Here is a 15800-nt window from a genome sequence, read left to right as displayed (position 1 = left end):
GCCTCTAAGGTTTGGGTTGTTGCAGCTTTGATTTCAACAGTATCAGAAGCTGCGGATGACTTGGATTTCTCCTGAGGCGGAAAGGAAATATCAGCGTCAGATTTATTTGTGGTTGGTGCAGTGTCAGTTTTGTTTTCTTCAGTAGCCATAGTCTGCGCCTCCGTCGCTAATCTTCTTCACCAAAGCGGCTTTCAAAGAGTTCGATGATGCTTTGCGCAGCAGCTTTTTCGTCGGGGCCGTCTACGGAGAGTGTGAGCTCCGTTCCGCAGGGAAGCGCCATCGTCATTAAGCCAAGGATAGATTTGGCGTCTACAGTTCGTTTTCCGCTGGTAAGGGTGATGGAGGAACGAAAAAGACCAGCAGTTTTAGCTAGTAGAGCTGATGGTCTGGCATGCAGGCCGAGCTTATTTTTAATGGTGAGCTTTATTTCAAGCATTGTCGGATCGTCCCGATTGAGAACTTAAGCCTGCTCTAGCAGCTGCTTCGGCAAGAGTCATCACTTGAGAGACGGGGGCGTCGGCAGGGGCATTCAATGCAGCAATGATGGCGGGTAGATTCGCTCCGCTAATGACGCAGATGCGCGGATCGTCGAGCAGCCGATGAGCAATGTTTGCCGGTGTGGCACCGAGAATGTCGGTGAAGACAAGGACACCTTCGTGAGACTCTTCAAGCAGACGGCGTGTGCGTTGCTGTACCTCGATGAGTCCAGCTTCCGTGTCGACGGTACTGGGAACGTCGTATGCCTCGATGCGTTCGGCGACCGTGTCGCCCGTCATGCTGTAAATATGCATGGCACAGGTCTTTAGCGCGGACGCGAGCGGTGCATGGGCAATGATGCATATGCCGACAGTCACGATCTCTGGCTCCAAACTACAATAAATAGGGGGAGCTGGAATTTTAGCAGTTCGAGATTTTTAGCTTATGTAGATAAATTTATCTCTCATGAATTTGTCTATATAACATTTTGTTTACTGGAGTAGGCGACAGATGGCTCTGATTCAATTCAGCTGCATTGCAACAGGCCCGTTCATTACATTCAAGGAAACGGCAGAGCGTATTTTTGAGGCTTTGGGAGAACCCTTCCACGAGCATGGCGCTTTCGCAGCAGAGGATTTGCCGAGTATTCTCGCTAAGCTTGATGCAGCCGCTGCGGCAGACAGAAAACTTGAGCAGGAAATTGAAATTGAACGTGAAAAACGGCTTCGTACAGGATCTTACGATGCTGAGCTTCGGGCGCTTGAGGCTGAAAAAGAACAAACTGACAAAACCAAGCATCATGAAAACTCGGTCCGCCTTTACCAACGGATAGCTCCGTTACAGGACATGATCCGACGAGCGATCAAACATCAGAAAGCTGTAATGTGGGGACCGCTCTAAAGAGCTCAGCGTCCGCAGTTCACAAAACTGAAACGCTATAGCCAATTTTTGCATCGTTCCGGAAAATCAGGGTTTCCAGAATGCACGCGAGAACAGAACAAAGACAGTGAAGAGCTCAAGTCGTCCGATTAACATGAGGCTCGAAAGAATGTTGAGCTGCAGATCTGAAAGTGCTTGATAGTTGCCTGCCGGTCCGACAGAGCCCAGGCCTGGCCCAAGATTGGTAATGGATGCGACTGCAGCCGAGAAGGACTCAAGTGGGGACATACCGCTGCCAAGCAGCAGTAATACACCTGTCAGTGCAGACAACAGCCAGATGAAGGCATAGGAAAGGACAGAAAAGACGATTTTGTTAGGAATCTCTGCGGCATCTATAGTGACTGGCGTAACAGCATTTGGATAAAGAAGCCTTGTAAATTCATGTCGAAGCTGACTGAAAATGATCGCGACTCGTAGCATCTTGAGGCCACCCCCTGTGGAGCCAGCGCACGACACTACGGCCGACGACAACAGCAGAATAAAGGGGATGCCGTAAGGCCAATTAGACCAATCAGCGGAGGCATACCCCGTTGTTGAAGCAGTGCTCGCTACGGCAAAGAATGCTGTGCGAAATGCTTCCAATGGTTCTGGATAAGCGCCGGTGTAATAAAGCGCAAAAGCCGTGCCGGCAGCAAGCATTAGGAACGCTGCTAAGCAGCAGCGTGCCTCTGTACTACGCCAGTAGGCCAGCAGGCTTTTACGCCGCCAAGCGACAAAGTGCAAGGCGAAGTTGAGACTGCAGATCAACATGAAAAAGATGGCAACAGTCTCAACTTCCGCACTTTTAAAAAATGCAAAGCTAGCATCGTGTGTAGCAATGCCTGAGAGACTCACTGTTGTCATCATATGCATCACCGCATCGCGCCAGTTCATACCGGCCAGATGATAGGCAATGACGCATATCGCGGAAATTCCAAGATAGATGATATAGAGCGCTCGAGCAGTTTCTGCAACACGAGGAGTGAGTCGTGTCTCCTTCATTGGGCCAGAGGTTTCCGCCTTCATAAGCTGTGCACCGCCGATCCCTAAGAGCGGCAGAATGGCAACTGAGAAAACGATAAGCCCCATGCCACCTACCCATGAAAGGAAACACCGCCAGCCATTGATGGAAGGAGGAAGTGAGTCGAGACCTGTTATGACGGTGCTGCCTGTCGTTGTAATGCAGGAAACCGTCTCAAAATAGAGTTCAGAGAAGTTGTATTGAGGTTGATTTAAAAGCAGTGGAATCGTCGCAAAAGCGCTGGTGAGTGTCCAGGAGAGCGTTACGAGTAAAAAGCCATGGCGCGCGGTCAATTCTCGTCGAAAAGGAAGACAAGTGAAAAAAAGAATCGTTCCTGCGGCAAAGGTGATTCCGACGGAGTAAAGAAAATCCCAAACTGCCCCATCGCCTTCTGCCCAGCTGTAGAGGGCCGGTACGAGCATCAGTGCGGCAAAAGCTGCGAGCACAGATCCTAAAGCGTTAAGAACGGGAAAAAGGAGATATCTGAACATTGCGTCTGGCTCTAGAAGAACCCCACATCAACGGCAAAGAGTGCTTCAATTTTCGGAATTAGACGCCTGTTCGGGACAAAGATGATGAGTCGATCTTCAGCCTCTACAACAAGGTCGAACTGCGCCATCAATACTTCAGCATGCTCACCTTCACCGCGAATCAATGCGGCAACACTGCATCCGGCAGGCAGCGGTACGTCGTGAATGCGGCGACCGACTACTTTGGAGCTTTTTGTCGTTCCATGAGCAGCAATTTCCAACGCCTCAGCTGCGCCATGACGAAGCGTGCAGGCAGCGGTTACATCGCCGTGGCGAACATAGCGGATGATTTCGTCGAGTGCTGCCTGGGTCTGAGATACCGTGACGTCAATACGTGAGCCTTCAATCAGTTCGCCGTATATGCGGCGATTGACGAGTGCAATGGTTCGTTTTGCGCCCAGTTTTTTTGCAAGAAGTGTTGAAAGAATGTTGTTTTCATCGTCGTCCGAGAGTGCGATGAAAAGGTCACAGTTCTCCATACCGGCCGATAGGAGGGTATCTTCATCATCAAAATCTCCGCTCAAGACGATCGCTCGAGATTCAAGAGCCAGAGCGAGTTTTCGAGCTTCACGGCGATCGGCTTCTATGACACGAATAGCGGAGGGAATGGCAACGCTTTCGTCTTCATCCGCTTCGTAGAGTGCATTGACAATGCCAAGGCTTAATTCAGCATTGCCGGCAATGATGACGTTGCGAGCCGCCTTAGCCCGGCGTTTGAGTTGTGTGGTGACGAGCCGTGCATGACGAGCATCGGCGACAAAAGTGACTTCATCGCCTGCTTCGATTAAGGTGTTTCCCGTGATGCTAAGACATTGATTGCGTCGGAATAAGGCAGCGATGCGAGCGCAGGCATTAGGGATGTGGGCATTCAATTCGCCAACGGGACCGCCAACCATAGGACCGCCGGCCTCGGCACGGACTACTACAAGACTGACTCGCCCTTCTGCAAATTCTTGTACCTGAAGCGCTTCCGGAATGTTGATTAGTTTAACGAGGTATCGGGTAAGAGCTTGTTCAGGCCAAATAATTGTAGTGGCTGAGAAACCTTCCTCTTTTAAGATGCGAGGATAGCTTCGAAGCTCTTCGTTTCTCACTCGTGCAATACGAGTTGGAATATTGAAGAGCTTGTCGGCCAAAAGTGTTGTGGCAAGGTTGGTCTCATCGCTGGAGGTGACGGCGATGAGAAGATCGGTATCGTTGGCAGATGCTTCAGTCAGAAGCGCCGGGCTCAGCGCATTGCCTACGATGCCTCGCAGGTCAAAGCGAGCCTGAAGCAGCGAGATGCTTTCGGGATTTTTATCAATGACCGTAATGTCATTGTCTTCGGAGACGAGGCTTTCGGCGACGGATGTGCCAATTCGTCCCGCTCCGATGATCAGTATCTTCATGAACTTGAAGTCTGCCTATTTGACTGGCGACCGTAAGTTGTCAAGTGTTGAACCGGTAGGAAATTCAATGGAGTTTGTCATATCCAGACACACCACAGCATTTTCCGGAGCAAGCGGCCGCTCTTTAGGTTTTGTTTCTTCAAAATTCGAAAGGGCAGAGCTGTTGGGTTTAGCTACGGCTGGCGTATTGTATGGTGCCTGACGTGCCTCCTCACGCATGGCTTCAACGTCGAGACCGAGCATACGGATCTTGCGGTAGAGATGAGTACGTTCCATCCCTGCATGTCGTGCAAGGTCAGCCATAGAGTGATTGAGATGTTTGAGCACGGTGCGGAAATAGGCACGCTCAAAATCGTAGAGCATGTCGCGAAATGGTCTGTTGAAATCAATAGTGAGACCATATTCCTTAATATCGAAAGCCGGCAATGCTGGGCGAGGACCGCTGTTATTTGCGCGACGGCGCATGCGTCTATCGCGAGTTCGATCTTCGTCGAGCTGCTTCTGGCGATCACTCCATTTAGCTAAACCATTCTTGATTCCACTGAGAAGCAGCTTCAGAGAAATAGGTTTTTCGATAAAGTCGATGGCGCCATCCTCTATTGCACGTTTGGCGTGATCGAGTGAACCGTGCCCCGACATGACAATGACAGGAAACGTAAGTGCTCCGGAATATTTCCACTCCCGTAGAAGTGTTAAACCATCTCCGTCTGGCATCCAGATATCGAGGAGTATGAGATCGTAATGCCGTCCGGTTACAGCTTTTTTGGCTTCGGCGACATTAGCCGCCGTTGCAACACGGTAGCCCTGTTCACCCAGAATTTCCGACAGGATGTTGCGTATGCCGAGTTCGTCGTCGACGATGAGGATATCTGTCATTTTTCTGATGCGCGATGCTGCTCGTCGTAATTGGAAATCTGCGAGGAATGATCCTTGCGGCCGACAGCTGCAAGGTGCTCGAAGAGAATGTCAACTTGTGCGCCATAGACGAGGGAGCCGCTCGAATCTGTCCGATTGGAGAGTCGGATGACGGCGCGGTGTTCATCGAGAATTTTCTTGACCATCGGTAACCCCAGACCTGTGCCCGTGGGCTTAGTCGTTATGTAGGGCTCGAAAGCGCGATTGAGAATATTTTCGCTGAAACCAACACCATTGTCATGCAGATGAAGCTGAACGGCATTCATGCCGCTGTCCGTCACAATATGGCGCGTTTGTATGACGATACCAGGGTCTTCCCCTTCGGCTGCGTCAATACTGTTCTTAATCAGATTATGCAGGACTTGTCGTAGCTGCGCAGGATCGCCTTCAATAAGAGGAATGTTCTTTTCAAAGTCAAGTTTGATGGATGTTCCCGCCTCTTGGTAAAGCTGTGCAATTTCGGAGAGGAAATTGTTGAGATCCAACGCAGACAATTTAGCCTGCGGGAGTTTCGCGTATTCGCGGAAGTCATTCACCATTTGTTTCAAGGCGTCAACCTGAGTACTGATGGTACTGATTGCGCGATGAAGAATTAGCGCATCATCGTTGCTCAGTTTGGGGCCAAGGCGGAGCTCCAGCCGTTCTGCCGCAAGTTGAATCGGCGTGAGGGGGTTTTTGATTTCATGAGCCAACCGGCGTGCTACTTCGCCCCAGGCAGTGGCGCGCTGAGCTTCTATCAATTTCGTAACATCATCAAATACGATCACGAGTCCGAACAGTCCGTTTCCCAAAGGCATTTTCGAAAGCTTCAGGAACAATGGGATATCTCCTGTTGGGCGAGCAAGGTCATACTCTAAGTTAGCTGTTGTGGCATCAGGGCCGAGTGAAAGCGAAAGCTGACAGTTGCGCACAGCCTGTGCCAGATCAGCATTGACGCTACTGAAGGGCTTACCTCTCCGACAAACTTCTTCACCAAGGATGGCTCTAGCGGCGACGTTTGCCGTGACAATCTGCTCGGAGCGATCAAGCACCACTACGCCGGAAGAAATGTTGGCTAAGACTCGCTCCAGGTATGCCTGGACTTGTTCGGCTCGCCGGCGTTGTTCATCAATCGCTCGTCGGGAAGCAGACACTTCTCGGATCATCTGGTTAAAGGATTGAGTAAGCACATTGATTTCATTGCTGCCGGGGAATTCCCTAATAGGCTGAAAGTTGCCGTCAGCCAAACGTCGTGTGCCTTGCTCAAGTTGCTGCACAGGTGAGACAGTACGGCGTGCAAATGAAAGCGCAGAGGCTAATGCCCCAAGGGCTCCGAGCAGAAGGACAAGCAGTAGAGTACTTGCGTAAATGCTTTGGAGTGATTGGCGCGAAAGAATAAGTGTTTGATAGTCACGGTAACCAGCCACAAGCATGGCGGCGTTTTTTGCTGTATCGGCAGCTACAGGTTGAATGAGCTGCAAATAGAGCTGCTGACGATTGAGGGCTGCGGCATTTGAAGCATTTGCTGCGCCAGTGAGTCCTAGGGTTGACTGAGGTAATCCTTGTGATGGATCGTTGGTAATCGGAACAATCACGCGGATGGAGAGTTTACCTTCACGCAACGCGTCGTAATTTTCGAAAGCATCGCCGTCAATTACGCTGTAGATGCCTGTGTTTTTAACGGTCTGAAGCTGTGCAGCGGTCGGCATATCAGGCATCAGAACGTTGATGCGACTTCCTGCGGCAGCCACAGCTGTGCCGTTCGATAAAAAGACCAAAGCTTCCTGGTTAGGGCGATTTTCAAGTTGCTTCAGTAGTTCAGGGAGAATCATTGAGACAGGTGTGTTGGTCAGCAAGCTGGCCATGTGCTGTGCCTGAACTTCAATCTGCTGTTGTTGCTCCGTGAGAATGCCGCGGGTGATTGTGACGCCAGAATCAAGCGCTTTTTCGACGCGGACGTCAAACCAGGAATCGATCGAACGTGAAATGAAGACTGAAGAGACAAAGTAAATGAGTGCACATGGAATGAGGACCATCCCTGCTACGGTTAGGGCGAGTCGTGCAGTCATCTTGGCACCAAACACGCGGTTCCGAACGTTTTGTATAAGTCGGAATGCCATTGCGCTTACAACGACAAAGAGCGCAGCAGCGATCGCCTGATTGATGATAAGGAGAACCGGGAACCAACGCTCAAAAAGCTTTGAATCGGAGCTGGTCGCAGCCAGGACGAAAAGCGAGAGACCGGCCAATCCCAATGCAGTGAAGAATACGACGCGCAGCCAAGCAGGCATCGCTTTACTCCTCGGCAGCCGCAGCTGCGCTCATTACCGTGGTTGGAATCGGTATTTCGGCAGGGTCGCTCACGACATTCCAGTCATCAGTGTCTTGATTAGTAACTTGCATTGGTTTAGGCAGTTTCCCAACATCGAGGCCAAACCACAGTTCGGCGGTTGTTCCTGGTTTGGCATCGCCAGCTCCTGCCACTCGCCAACGGCGAATATTTTTAATATAGGGAAGCGCCTCTTCAAGGCTGTCGAAATTGAGCGAATAACCGCTATAGGAGACTGCGTAGCGGCGAGTGAGAGGATTGAAAGCCAGACGAATAGTGAAGGTGCTTGAAGCTACTTCCTTATCAAGCCAGTACCAACGACTTTTCGTTAGTTCGAATGAATAGGCGAAGTAAAGCGCAATGCCTCGATGCATCGCGTTGATCAGAGGGGTCGGAAGATCAAATTCGTAATGTGCTTCAACAAAGAGACCCGGCGGCTCGCCTGGTTCGTCTATGGTAATTTTTGCGCCCATCAGTTCCGCTCGGGCACACCATGCGACGTCGGCAGCCAGAGCGCAGGTCAGAACGATCGGCGCGAGTTTGGCAGCGTGACAGAGGATGCTTCGAGGGAGCATGAGATGAAAGCGTTTTTTAGAGCTTTGTTAGGAGGGCGTAGAAAAAACCGTCGTGCACGAGCGGTTCAGCTGCGTTTGGGTTAAATGGCAATTCGTGAACATGATCGGCAGGGACAAGACTCATCATACCTGTTGGGGCACCTTTGAAGGCAGTAAGTTGAGCGTCGCCATGATTGGCGGTGAAGCGACGGATTTGATCGGGACCTTCTTCCGGGAAGATAGAGCAGGTGCAGTAGAGTAGCCTCCCCCCTTTTTTCACTAACGGCCAGAGAGCATTGAGCAGTCTTGCTTGTTCACGAGCTAGTCGCGCGGGATCCTCAGGGCGCCGAGACCAAGGGACATCTGGCTGCCGCCGCACAATACCGCTAGCCGTACAAGGAGCATCCAATAGGATGGCGTCAAATTCGCGTCCGGAATGCCATTCACTCACCATCGCTGCGTCTGCTGCCCGGACTGTCGCTTCAACCCCCAGTCGTAAAAGTGTTGACTTAATAAGTTCCGCACGTTTTGGGTCGATTTCAAGAGCTGTTACATGGCAGTCTGCACTTTCTAATAAGTGAGCTGTTTTGCCTCCTGGCGCCGCACAGGCGTCAAGGATCTGCTCATTTTTTTGGGGAGCGAGAATTTCCGCAGCGAGCTGCGTACCGGCATCCTGTACGGATACGATGCCTTCAGTAAATCCTGGAATATTTTTTACGGGCAGAGGTGACTCGAGCATGACGGCTGAGCGTCCGACACGTAAAGCAGGAATACCGCGGGCCTTAAGTTCCTCTAGATATGCAGCCGGCGTAATTCGACGAGCATTAACGCGAAGTGTCATTGGTGCGTGAAGTGTACCAATGCGCAGGATTTCTTCCCAATTGGAGGGGTGGGACTCTTTAATTCGGCGTATCCACCAAAGCGGTGCGTTGAAGCGAACATCCAGGTCTTTTTGTAGAACTGCCGAAATTTGCTCTCGTTCGCGTAAAAATCGGCGCAGCACGGCATTGATGAGCCCTGCAAAGCGTACGGTTCGGCGGTTGTTGCGTGCTGCATTGACGGTTTCATTGACGAGGGTGAAGTCACTGTAGCGCCCTTCAACGACGAGTGCTATAGCGATTTCAAGAAGCCCCATTACTGGCGGCGGTGGCGGACTGGAAAGCAAACCCGTCGCAGCAGCATTAGCGAATGCTCGACGACGAATCACGTCGTAGACAATCGATTGGAGCGCTGCACGAGCTTGTGCAGGCAATCCAATTGAAACGGTTTCGAGCGCAGAGGAGAGCGATACGCCTTCAAGCATACGTCGCCGAACCTCGGCAGCAAGTTCAATAAGCTGCTGCAATGGGAGTTGCAATCGGTTTGCTGCTTTGTCAGTCGTATGTTTATTGGGGGCCTGATCCATCATTGAAGCACCTCACCCTTTTGGAGGTGCAGTCCCTGTACGGCTGCCTGCGCTGAGCTTCGAGTTTTGCCTGGACGCTGAAGTTCTGTAATACGGAGAGCTCCAACTCCGCAACGGACAACAAGGTCATGCTCAATCGAGAGCACTTCGCCGGATAAACCTGTATCGGCATCTTCGGCTGTGGCTGACCAGACTTTGACGACATCAGCACCTCGGTGAAATTCGAGTCCGGGGAACGGTGTAAAAGCGCGTAGTCTTCGAGCAATGACTGCAGCGGAATCGCTCCATTGAATGCGTTTTTCGCTTTTGAGCAGCTTTTCCGCGTAGAGAACACCCTCGTCAGGCTGCGGCGTGCAAATAAGCTCATTTGCATGTTGCAGGGATTGAACTAAGAGGTTGGCACCCATGGATGCAAGGCGTTCAGTAAGTGTTGCGGTCGTGTCTTCGGCCAGGATTGGCGTACGTGCCTCTGCCACCATTGGGCCTGTATCCAGCCCAAGCTCCATCTTCATGAGCGTAACGCCAGTTTCAGCGTCACCGGCTTCAATCGCCCGGGCAATAGGGGCAGCACCGCGCCAGCGCGGGAGCAGACTCGCATGAATATTGAGAGCTTTGATATCACCGAATTTGCCGATGCCTTTTGCACAATCGAGTACCGGCAGCGGGAGGATCAAACCGTAGGCGGCTACTACAAGAAGATCTGCGTTGAGACTCTTTAGCCGAGCATGCATAGCGGCTGCACCATCCGGATCTTTTTTGAGGCTCAACGTAAAAGGAGTGGCCACTTCAATACCCAGCTTCTGGGCCAGAACCTTCACGGGTGAAGGCGTAAGCTTCATGCCGCGGCCGCTCGGACGATCGGGCTGAGTTAGAACGAGCGGGATTTCATGTCCTGCATCGGCCAGCGCTTGAAGAGCGACGGCGGCGAAGTCTGGCGTACCGGCAAAAATAATTCTCATGAAGAAGGTGTTAGGTCATCGGTTGAGGAACGGCGTTATTCTAAAAGAGCCGCTTATGATGTGTTTCACTTGTGGTCAGGAGGAAGAGATGAGTGAAACAGCAATTTTAGAAAGGCAAGGATTCCGCTATGCCTACCGTCGACGAGGAGATGAAGATGCGCCGGCGGTGGTACTTCTTATGGGACTTGGACTTCCTAAGGAAGCTTGGCCGGAGACGTTGGTTTCTGGGCTGCTCGCCGAAGGTTTTCAGGTTATTACGCCAGACAACCGTGATGCGGGCGAAAGCACGCATATGACATCTTGGCAGGTATCTGGCCGCGATGTTTTCGAGGCAATTGCTAAAACGATGATCGGGCGGCCGGTCGTTGGTGAATATGCATTAGAAGATATGGCGCTTGATTTGGAGCGTCTGCTTGATCGTCTTAGTATTCGCCGAGCGCATGTAGTTGGTATATCCATGGGCGGCATGATTGCGCAGGTTTTTGCCGCGCAGTGTCCCAATCGTGCAGCAACGCTGACGTCGATTTCGTCTGCTGTGGGAAATCCTCGTACGGGATTTGGAAATCTTCGAGCGATTGCTGCGGTTGCTATGACAGGGTCCGATGGAAATTCGGCAGCTCAGCACTACACACGCATACTGCGCACATTGGCAGGACCCCAATATCCTCCTTCAGAAGCCGAGCTTACAGAGGCGGCCAAACTGAGGCTCGCATATGACGCTGAGGCTACCCGTCGGCAGTTAATAGCGTTGCTTGCGAGCGGTAACCGCTCTCGACAGGTGCGTGAGCTCACAGCGCCGACACTCGTTATCCACGGACGGAATGATCCGCTTCTGCCTTTTAAGGCTGGTGAGGAAACGGCGGCACTTATTCGCGGCGCGAAGCTGATCGCTGTAGATGGTTTGGGTCATCAGCTTGCACCAGCGTTGATGGAATCCTATGTCCGGTGGATCGCCGAGCATTGTCATGCACACCCGGCTTAATCCTTAGATATTTAAACGTGTTCCTTTTCTTTGTCTTTTTCACGTTCGCGATCTTCTCGGCGAAGCTTGCGAAGCTTTGTGCAGGCACGCTGTTTTTTTAGTTGGCTGAGGTGATCGATAAAAACAATGCCGTTAAGGTGATCGACCTCATGCTGAATACAAACGGCGAGAAGCCCCGTGCATTCAAGTTCGAATGTTTCACCTTTGATGTTCTGTGCGTGAACTCGGACTTGTCCCGGCCGCTTCACATGCTCATAGAGCCCTTTAAGTGAAAGGCAGCCTTCCTCATGGTCTACAAGATCGCCCTTTGTTTCGATGATCTCTGGATTGATAAAAACAAGAAGATCAGAGTTGTCGTCAGTAATGTCAATGACGACAATGCGCTTGAGGATGCCCACTTGATTGGCAGCTAAGCCAACGCCTGGCGCAGCGTACATGGTTTCAGCCATGTCGTTAACGAGTGTTTTGATGGCATCGTTGAAATCAGCGACAGGCTCTGCCTTAGCGGCAAGCTTTGGGTGCGGGTATTGAAGGATAGGCAGTTTGGCCACTTTCTGGCTTCTCCTCAAATGAATGCAGAACTCGGACTTTACGGCTTCTGAGTCGGTGCATTATAGATTTGCTGAGTTTTTGTTTTGGAAGGATGTCCATGCCGATTGCTGCGGATCGTCTTGATGAAGCTGAAGAATGGATGCGTCTCTTGCTCGTACCCAATCTTCCTGTACCGTTGGCACTTAGAGCTGTTCAGACTTTCGGTGGAGTTGCTGAAGCGCTGTCCGCACCGCTGAAAGAGCTTGCTCGGGAAGTGGGTGGTCGAATGGCCGAGGCTATGCGGGCTGTCGGCCGAGGAGCACGTGATGATGAGCTTGATGTAGCGCTAAATTGGCTGACGAGTAGACCTCAAACCGCACTTTTGCCGCTTTATGACCCGCTTTATCCTCAACAACTCATTGAGGCAGGCACTGCGCCGTTGGCACTCTTTCTTTGCGGGGATGCTGAAGTACTTCACAAGCAGCGAGTGGCAGTAGTTGGAACAAGTCGTCCTGATGCTGAAGGCCGAACGAATGCGGCAGATTTCGGCGCGGCGTTAGCTCGAGCTGGAGCGGTATCCGTTACTGCATTGGAGATGCCGGACGATGTGGGCGGTGCCGTGCTCGAAGGGGCATTATCTGTGAAGGGGGCGCCGATTGCTCTTTTGGCAACTGGACCAGATAGAGCTTTGAGTGCAATATCGCAGCTGCAGCATCGCGTGGTGGATGAAGGCGGACTACTCATTTCGGCAGCATTTCCAGGAGCGAGTACCGATGAGCACTCTAGGCGAGTACGGGACGCACTTTTGGCAAATTTTGCACCTAGGCTCCTTGTGATTGAGGCTGAGAGGAACGATTCGGTGATGAACATAGCTCGTCAGGCTGCTGACGCGGGCGTGCAGGTCGGTGCAGTCCCAGGAAGCATTCATAATCCAGCATACAAGGGCTGTCATCAGCTTATCCGAGACGGTGCTGCATTAGTGGAAATGATTACAGATATTGGGCTGCGAAAGGCGCCCGCCGGCAAACTAATGACATAATGCGCGCGTGTTTTTCCCGGACAAGTCTTTTCAATGTTCGGCAAACCCTTTAGAACAACAATATTTTTAGATTCTGCGCTTAGCAGTGAAAAGCGTATGAGGAGTAGGTGCCATGGGACAGACCTTGGTGATCGCAGAAAAACCTTCTGTGGCTGGCGACATTGCTCGGGCATTGGGCGGCTTTAAGAAGGACGGCGACTTCTGGGTAAGCGATGCCATGATTGTGGGGTCCGCTGTCGGACACCTGCTCGAAATTAAGGCTCCGGAAGAGTACGACGTAAAGCGCGGCCGATGGTCGTTCGCAAATCTACCTGTACTACCGCCCCACTTTGATTTGCAACCCATCAAGAAATCCATAAAGAAGTTTGAGGGGTTGGAGAAAAAGATTCGCAGCCGCAGCGTTACCGACATCATCAATGCATGTGATGCGGGGCGTGAAGGTGAGTTGATTTTCCGGTACATCATTCAGGCAACCGGAACGAAGAAACCTATTCGTCGATTGTGGTTGCAGTCGATGACGAAAGCCTCTATTCAAAAAGCTTTTACAGCGCTGAGATCAGATGCTGAAATGAAGCCACTTGAAGCGGCGGCCCGCAGTCGATCTGAGGCTGATTGGCTCGTCGGCATCAATGGCACACGTGCACTTACAGCGTTCAATTCCAAAGACGGCGGCTTCTTCCTTACTACCGTTGGCCGCGTGCAGACGCCGACTCTTGCTATCGTTGTTGCTCGAGAGGAAGAGATAACGCACTTCAAACCGCAGAACTACTGGGAAGTGCATGCAACTTTTGGCGCACAAGCGGGGGACTATGACTCCGTTTGGGTTGATGCCGACTTCAAAAAAACGAAGGGTCAATCTGCGGAGCTCAAACCAGAACGTCTTTGGACTGCTGCCGAAGCGCAAGCCATTGTCGCTAAATGTCAGGGCAAGCTTGGTATTGTCACAGATCACAAGCGCCGGGCGACCTCTGCTCCTCCTGCGCTTTTTGATTTGACCAGTCTGCAGCGCGAAGCCAATGGTCGCTTTGGCTTCCCCGCCAAGATGACGCTGGCGATTTTGCAGCGTCTCTATGAGCGCCACAAGGTACTTACATATCCGCGTACCGACTCTCGTGCGCTACCGGAAGACTATCCTGAAACGATGAAGGAGACTCTTTCGCATCTCCAGAAGTTGGAAGCTTATAACGCCTTTGCCGGGCAGATTCTGATGAGTGGTTGGGTCAAGGGAGATAATCGTCGGATCTTTGATAATAAGAAAATCAGCGACCACTTTGCCATCGTGCCAACTGGTGAACTTCCTAAAGATCTTGAAGAAACAGAACAGAAAATATATGACCTAGTAGTGCGCCGTACCATGGCGGCATTCTTTCCTTCCGCGGTTTTCGATGTCACGACCCGCGAAACGATCGTTGAAGGTGAAAAATTTGTGACGGAAGGCAAGGTTCTTGTTGAACCTGGTTGGATGGCCGTTGTTGGCCGCGCCGGTCGTACGCAGTCCGACCTCTGCCCCATTACAAACGGTGAAGCCGTTCAGACAAAAAATATAGCCGCTGAGGCTGATCAAACTCGTCCGCCAGCACGCTTTACGGATGCAACGCTGCTTTCGGCGATGGAATCGGCAGGAAAGAAACTAGACGCTGACGAATTGCGCGATGCTATGGCCGAAAAGGGCCTCGGAACACCGGCTACTCGTGCGCAGATCATCGAAGGGTTGATCGAGCAAAAGTATCTGCGCCGTGATGGACGCGACCTCATTCCGAATGCAAAAGCGTTCCAATTGATGCAGCTTGTACGGGGGCTGAAGATCGATGCGCTGACTCAACCCAGACTAACGGCGGAATGGGAATACAAGCTTTCTCTCATAGAAAAGAATCAAGTTTCGCGTGACGAATTCATGCACGAGATTCGCGAGATGACCGAACGTATGGTTGCGTCGGCCAAGCAGTATGAAGGCGATAGTGTTCCTATCGTCAACCCGATTCATTTCCACAATCGGTGTCCTGCTTGCGGAGGTGAAATTGTTGAAAACTATCGTCGCTACGCCTGTACGACTCCTGGCTGTTACTTCTCGCTTTCAAAACATCCGTCAGGGCGCACCTTTGAGATTCATGAGGTTGAAGAGCTTTTAGCAAATCACCGAGTAGGACCTCTTTCAGGCTTTATGAGTCGTCGTGGTTTCCCTTTTGAGGGGGAACTTCTTTTGGAGCGTGACAAAGAAACCGGACAGTGGGGTATGCGTTTTGCATTCGAAGAACGCCCAGAGGTTGATGCAGAAGAGATTGCTTCCGCTCCAGCGGTAGGAAATTGCCCCTTGTGTCATGGCCGCGTACTCGATCTCAATGATCAATATGTCTGCGAGCATGCAGTGAATGATCCGCGGACCTGCACTTTCCGCGTGGGAAAGACCATTTTGCAGCGAACGTTGACGCACGACGAAGTCGCTACGCTTCTGGCCGAAGGACGAACGCCGCTTCTTGACGGCTTTATTTCGAAGCGTACGAACCGTGCGTTTAAATCCTATCTTGTATGGGATTCGAAGAAGAAATCCGTGGTGTTCGAGTTTGAAAAACGCGAAAAACCTGCAGAGAAAGCGGCGTCAGACCACGAGGAAGACGGCTCTGCTAAGAAAACTGTTCGGAAGACAGCGGCAGCAAAGGCTGCCACAGGTAAACGCACACGCCGTACGTCATCAGGAGAGTAACCGATTGGCTTGATGGAATGAAAAATGCCGCACAAGACTTCATAAGACTTGTGCGGCATTGTTGTTCTGATC

14 protein-coding genes are annotated in these 15800 nt (G+C 51.6%); 4 read left to right on the top strand and 10 right to left on the bottom strand.

Features of this window, described 5'->3' with window-relative positions; genetic code table 11:
* Positions 1-166: 166 nt before the first annotated feature.
* Both DES29_RS01315 and DES29_RS01310 read right to left on the bottom strand, forming a co-directional pair.
* The gene (locus DES29_RS01315; protein WP_016475286.1) at positions 167-436 is read right to left on the bottom strand and encodes an HPr family phosphocarrier protein; all 270 of its coding nucleotides are present in this window, start codon (positions 434-436) and stop codon (positions 167-169) included.
* The gene (locus DES29_RS01310) at positions 429-854 is read right to left on the bottom strand and encodes a PTS sugar transporter subunit IIA (RefSeq protein WP_021994630.1); all 426 of its coding nucleotides are present in this window, start codon (positions 852-854) and stop codon (positions 429-431) included. The genes DES29_RS01315 and DES29_RS01310 overlap by 8 nt, the downstream gene beginning before the upstream one ends.
* A 133-nt stretch (positions 855-987) precedes the next feature.
* Between DES29_RS01310 and DES29_RS01305 the strand changes: the two genes are divergently transcribed.
* Positions 988-1377 carry a DUF1840 domain-containing protein gene (locus DES29_RS01305; RefSeq protein ID WP_016475284.1) on the top strand — a complete coding sequence of 130 codons (390 nt, stop codon included), beginning with the start codon at positions 988-990 and terminating at the stop codon, positions 1375-1377.
* A 66-nt stretch (positions 1378-1443) separates the two neighbouring features.
* Here DES29_RS01305 and DES29_RS01300 read toward each other — a convergent pair whose 3' ends face one another.
* The 7 genes from DES29_RS01300 to fmt form a co-directional block, all read right to left on the bottom strand.
* On the bottom strand, positions 1444-2907 hold the full coding sequence (locus DES29_RS01300; protein WP_016475283.1) for a TrkH family potassium uptake protein: 1464 nt from the start codon (positions 2905-2907) through the stop codon (positions 1444-1446).
* An 11-nt stretch (positions 2908-2918) separates the two neighbouring features.
* Positions 2919-4334, bottom strand: a complete 1416-nt coding sequence (gene trkA / locus DES29_RS01295) for a Trk system potassium transporter TrkA (RefSeq protein ID WP_016475282.1) — start codon at positions 4332-4334, stop codon at positions 2919-2921.
* A 15-nt stretch (positions 4335-4349) separates the two neighbouring features.
* Positions 4350-5210, bottom strand: coding sequence for a response regulator (locus DES29_RS01290; protein WP_113854336.1), 861 nt, complete (start codon positions 5208-5210; stop codon positions 4350-4352).
* A complete protein-coding gene (locus tag DES29_RS01285) occupies positions 5207-7297 on the bottom strand; it encodes a sensor histidine kinase (RefSeq protein WP_236578865.1) in 2091 nt (696 codons plus the stop codon). The genes DES29_RS01290 and DES29_RS01285 overlap by 4 nt, the downstream gene beginning before the upstream one ends.
* Positions 7298-7523: 226 nt before the next feature.
* Positions 7524-8132 (bottom strand): DUF4390 domain-containing protein, encoded by a 609-nt coding sequence (locus tag DES29_RS01280; RefSeq protein ID WP_113854335.1) that lies wholly within the window; start codon positions 8130-8132, stop codon positions 7524-7526.
* Between the two features lie 16 nt (positions 8133-8148).
* A complete protein-coding gene (gene rsmB, locus DES29_RS01275) occupies positions 8149-9468 on the bottom strand; it encodes a 16S rRNA (cytosine(967)-C(5))-methyltransferase RsmB (RefSeq protein ID WP_236578866.1) in 1320 nt (439 codons plus the stop codon).
* A 47-nt stretch (positions 9469-9515) separates the two neighbouring features.
* Complete coding sequence (gene fmt / locus DES29_RS01270) at positions 9516-10475, bottom strand: methionyl-tRNA formyltransferase (RefSeq protein ID WP_021994633.1); 960 nt, start codon at positions 10473-10475, stop codon at positions 9516-9518.
* An 88-nt stretch (positions 10476-10563) separates the two neighbouring features.
* Here fmt and DES29_RS01265 point away from each other — a divergent pair, with 88 nt between their 5' ends.
* Positions 10564-11457, top strand: coding sequence for an alpha/beta fold hydrolase (locus DES29_RS01265; protein WP_016475278.1), 894 nt, complete (start codon positions 10564-10566; stop codon positions 11455-11457).
* 11 nt (positions 11458-11468) lie between these two features.
* Here DES29_RS01265 and def read toward each other — a convergent pair whose 3' ends face one another.
* Positions 11469-12008: a peptide deformylase gene (gene def, locus DES29_RS01260; protein WP_016475277.1), complete on the bottom strand. Its 540-nt coding sequence runs from the start codon at positions 12006-12008 to the stop codon at positions 11469-11471.
* Positions 12009-12106: 98 nt separating this feature from the next.
* Here def and DES29_RS01255 point away from each other — a divergent pair, with 98 nt between their 5' ends.
* Together DES29_RS01255 and DES29_RS01250 are read left to right on the top strand one after the other, a co-directional pair.
* Positions 12107-13027, top strand: a complete 921-nt coding sequence (locus DES29_RS01255; protein ID WP_021994634.1) for a DNA-processing protein DprA — start codon at positions 12107-12109, stop codon at positions 13025-13027.
* A 112-nt stretch (positions 13028-13139) separates the two neighbouring features.
* The gene (locus DES29_RS01250) at positions 13140-15728 is read left to right on the top strand and encodes a DNA topoisomerase III (protein WP_021994635.1); all 2589 of its coding nucleotides are present in this window, start codon (positions 13140-13142) and stop codon (positions 15726-15728) included.
* Positions 15729-15800: the final 72 nt, after the last annotated feature.

The organism is Sutterella wadsworthensis (genome assembly GCF_003315195.1).
GTDB lineage: Bacteria > Pseudomonadota > Gammaproteobacteria > Burkholderiales > Burkholderiaceae_F > Sutterella > Sutterella wadsworthensis.
Note: the sequence above shows the minus strand (reverse complement) of the source record. Positions and strands in the feature narration are given on the sequence as shown.

Bases quoted from the DNA above. Each gene is read 5' to 3' on its own strand.
- DES29_RS01315 (WP_016475286.1), bottom strand. From the start codon at position 436: ATGCTTGAAATAAAGCTCACCATTAAAAATAAGCTCGGCCTGCATGCC.
- DES29_RS01305 (WP_016475284.1), top strand. From the start codon at position 988: ATGGCTCTGATTCAATTCAGCTGCATTGCAACAGGCCCGTTCATTACA.
- DES29_RS01300 (WP_016475283.1), bottom strand. From the start codon at position 2,907: ATGTTCAGATATCTCCTTTTTCCCGTTCTTAACGCTTTAGGATCTGTG.
- trkA (WP_016475282.1), bottom strand. From the start codon at position 4,334: ATGAAGATACTGATCATCGGAGCGGGACGAATTGGCACATCCGTCGCC.
- DES29_RS01290 (WP_113854336.1), bottom strand. From the start codon at position 5,210: ATGACAGATATCCTCATCGTCGACGACGAACTCGGCATACGCAACATC.
- DES29_RS01285 (WP_236578865.1), bottom strand. From the start codon at position 7,297: ATGACTGCACGACTCGCCCTAACCGTAGCAGGGATGGTCCTCATTCCA.
- DES29_RS01280 (WP_113854335.1), bottom strand. From the start codon at position 8,132: ATGCTCCCTCGAAGCATCCTCTGTCACGCTGCCAAACTCGCGCCGATC.
- fmt (WP_021994633.1), bottom strand. From the start codon at position 10,475: ATGAGAATTATTTTTGCCGGTACGCCAGACTTCGCCGCCGTCGCTCTT.
- DES29_RS01265 (WP_016475278.1), top strand. From the start codon at position 10,564: ATGAGTGAAACAGCAATTTTAGAAAGGCAAGGATTCCGCTATGCCTAC.
- DES29_RS01255 (WP_021994634.1), top strand. From the start codon at position 12,107: ATGCCGATTGCTGCGGATCGTCTTGATGAAGCTGAAGAATGGATGCGT.
- DES29_RS01250 (WP_021994635.1), top strand. From the start codon at position 13,140: ATGGGACAGACCTTGGTGATCGCAGAAAAACCTTCTGTGGCTGGCGAC.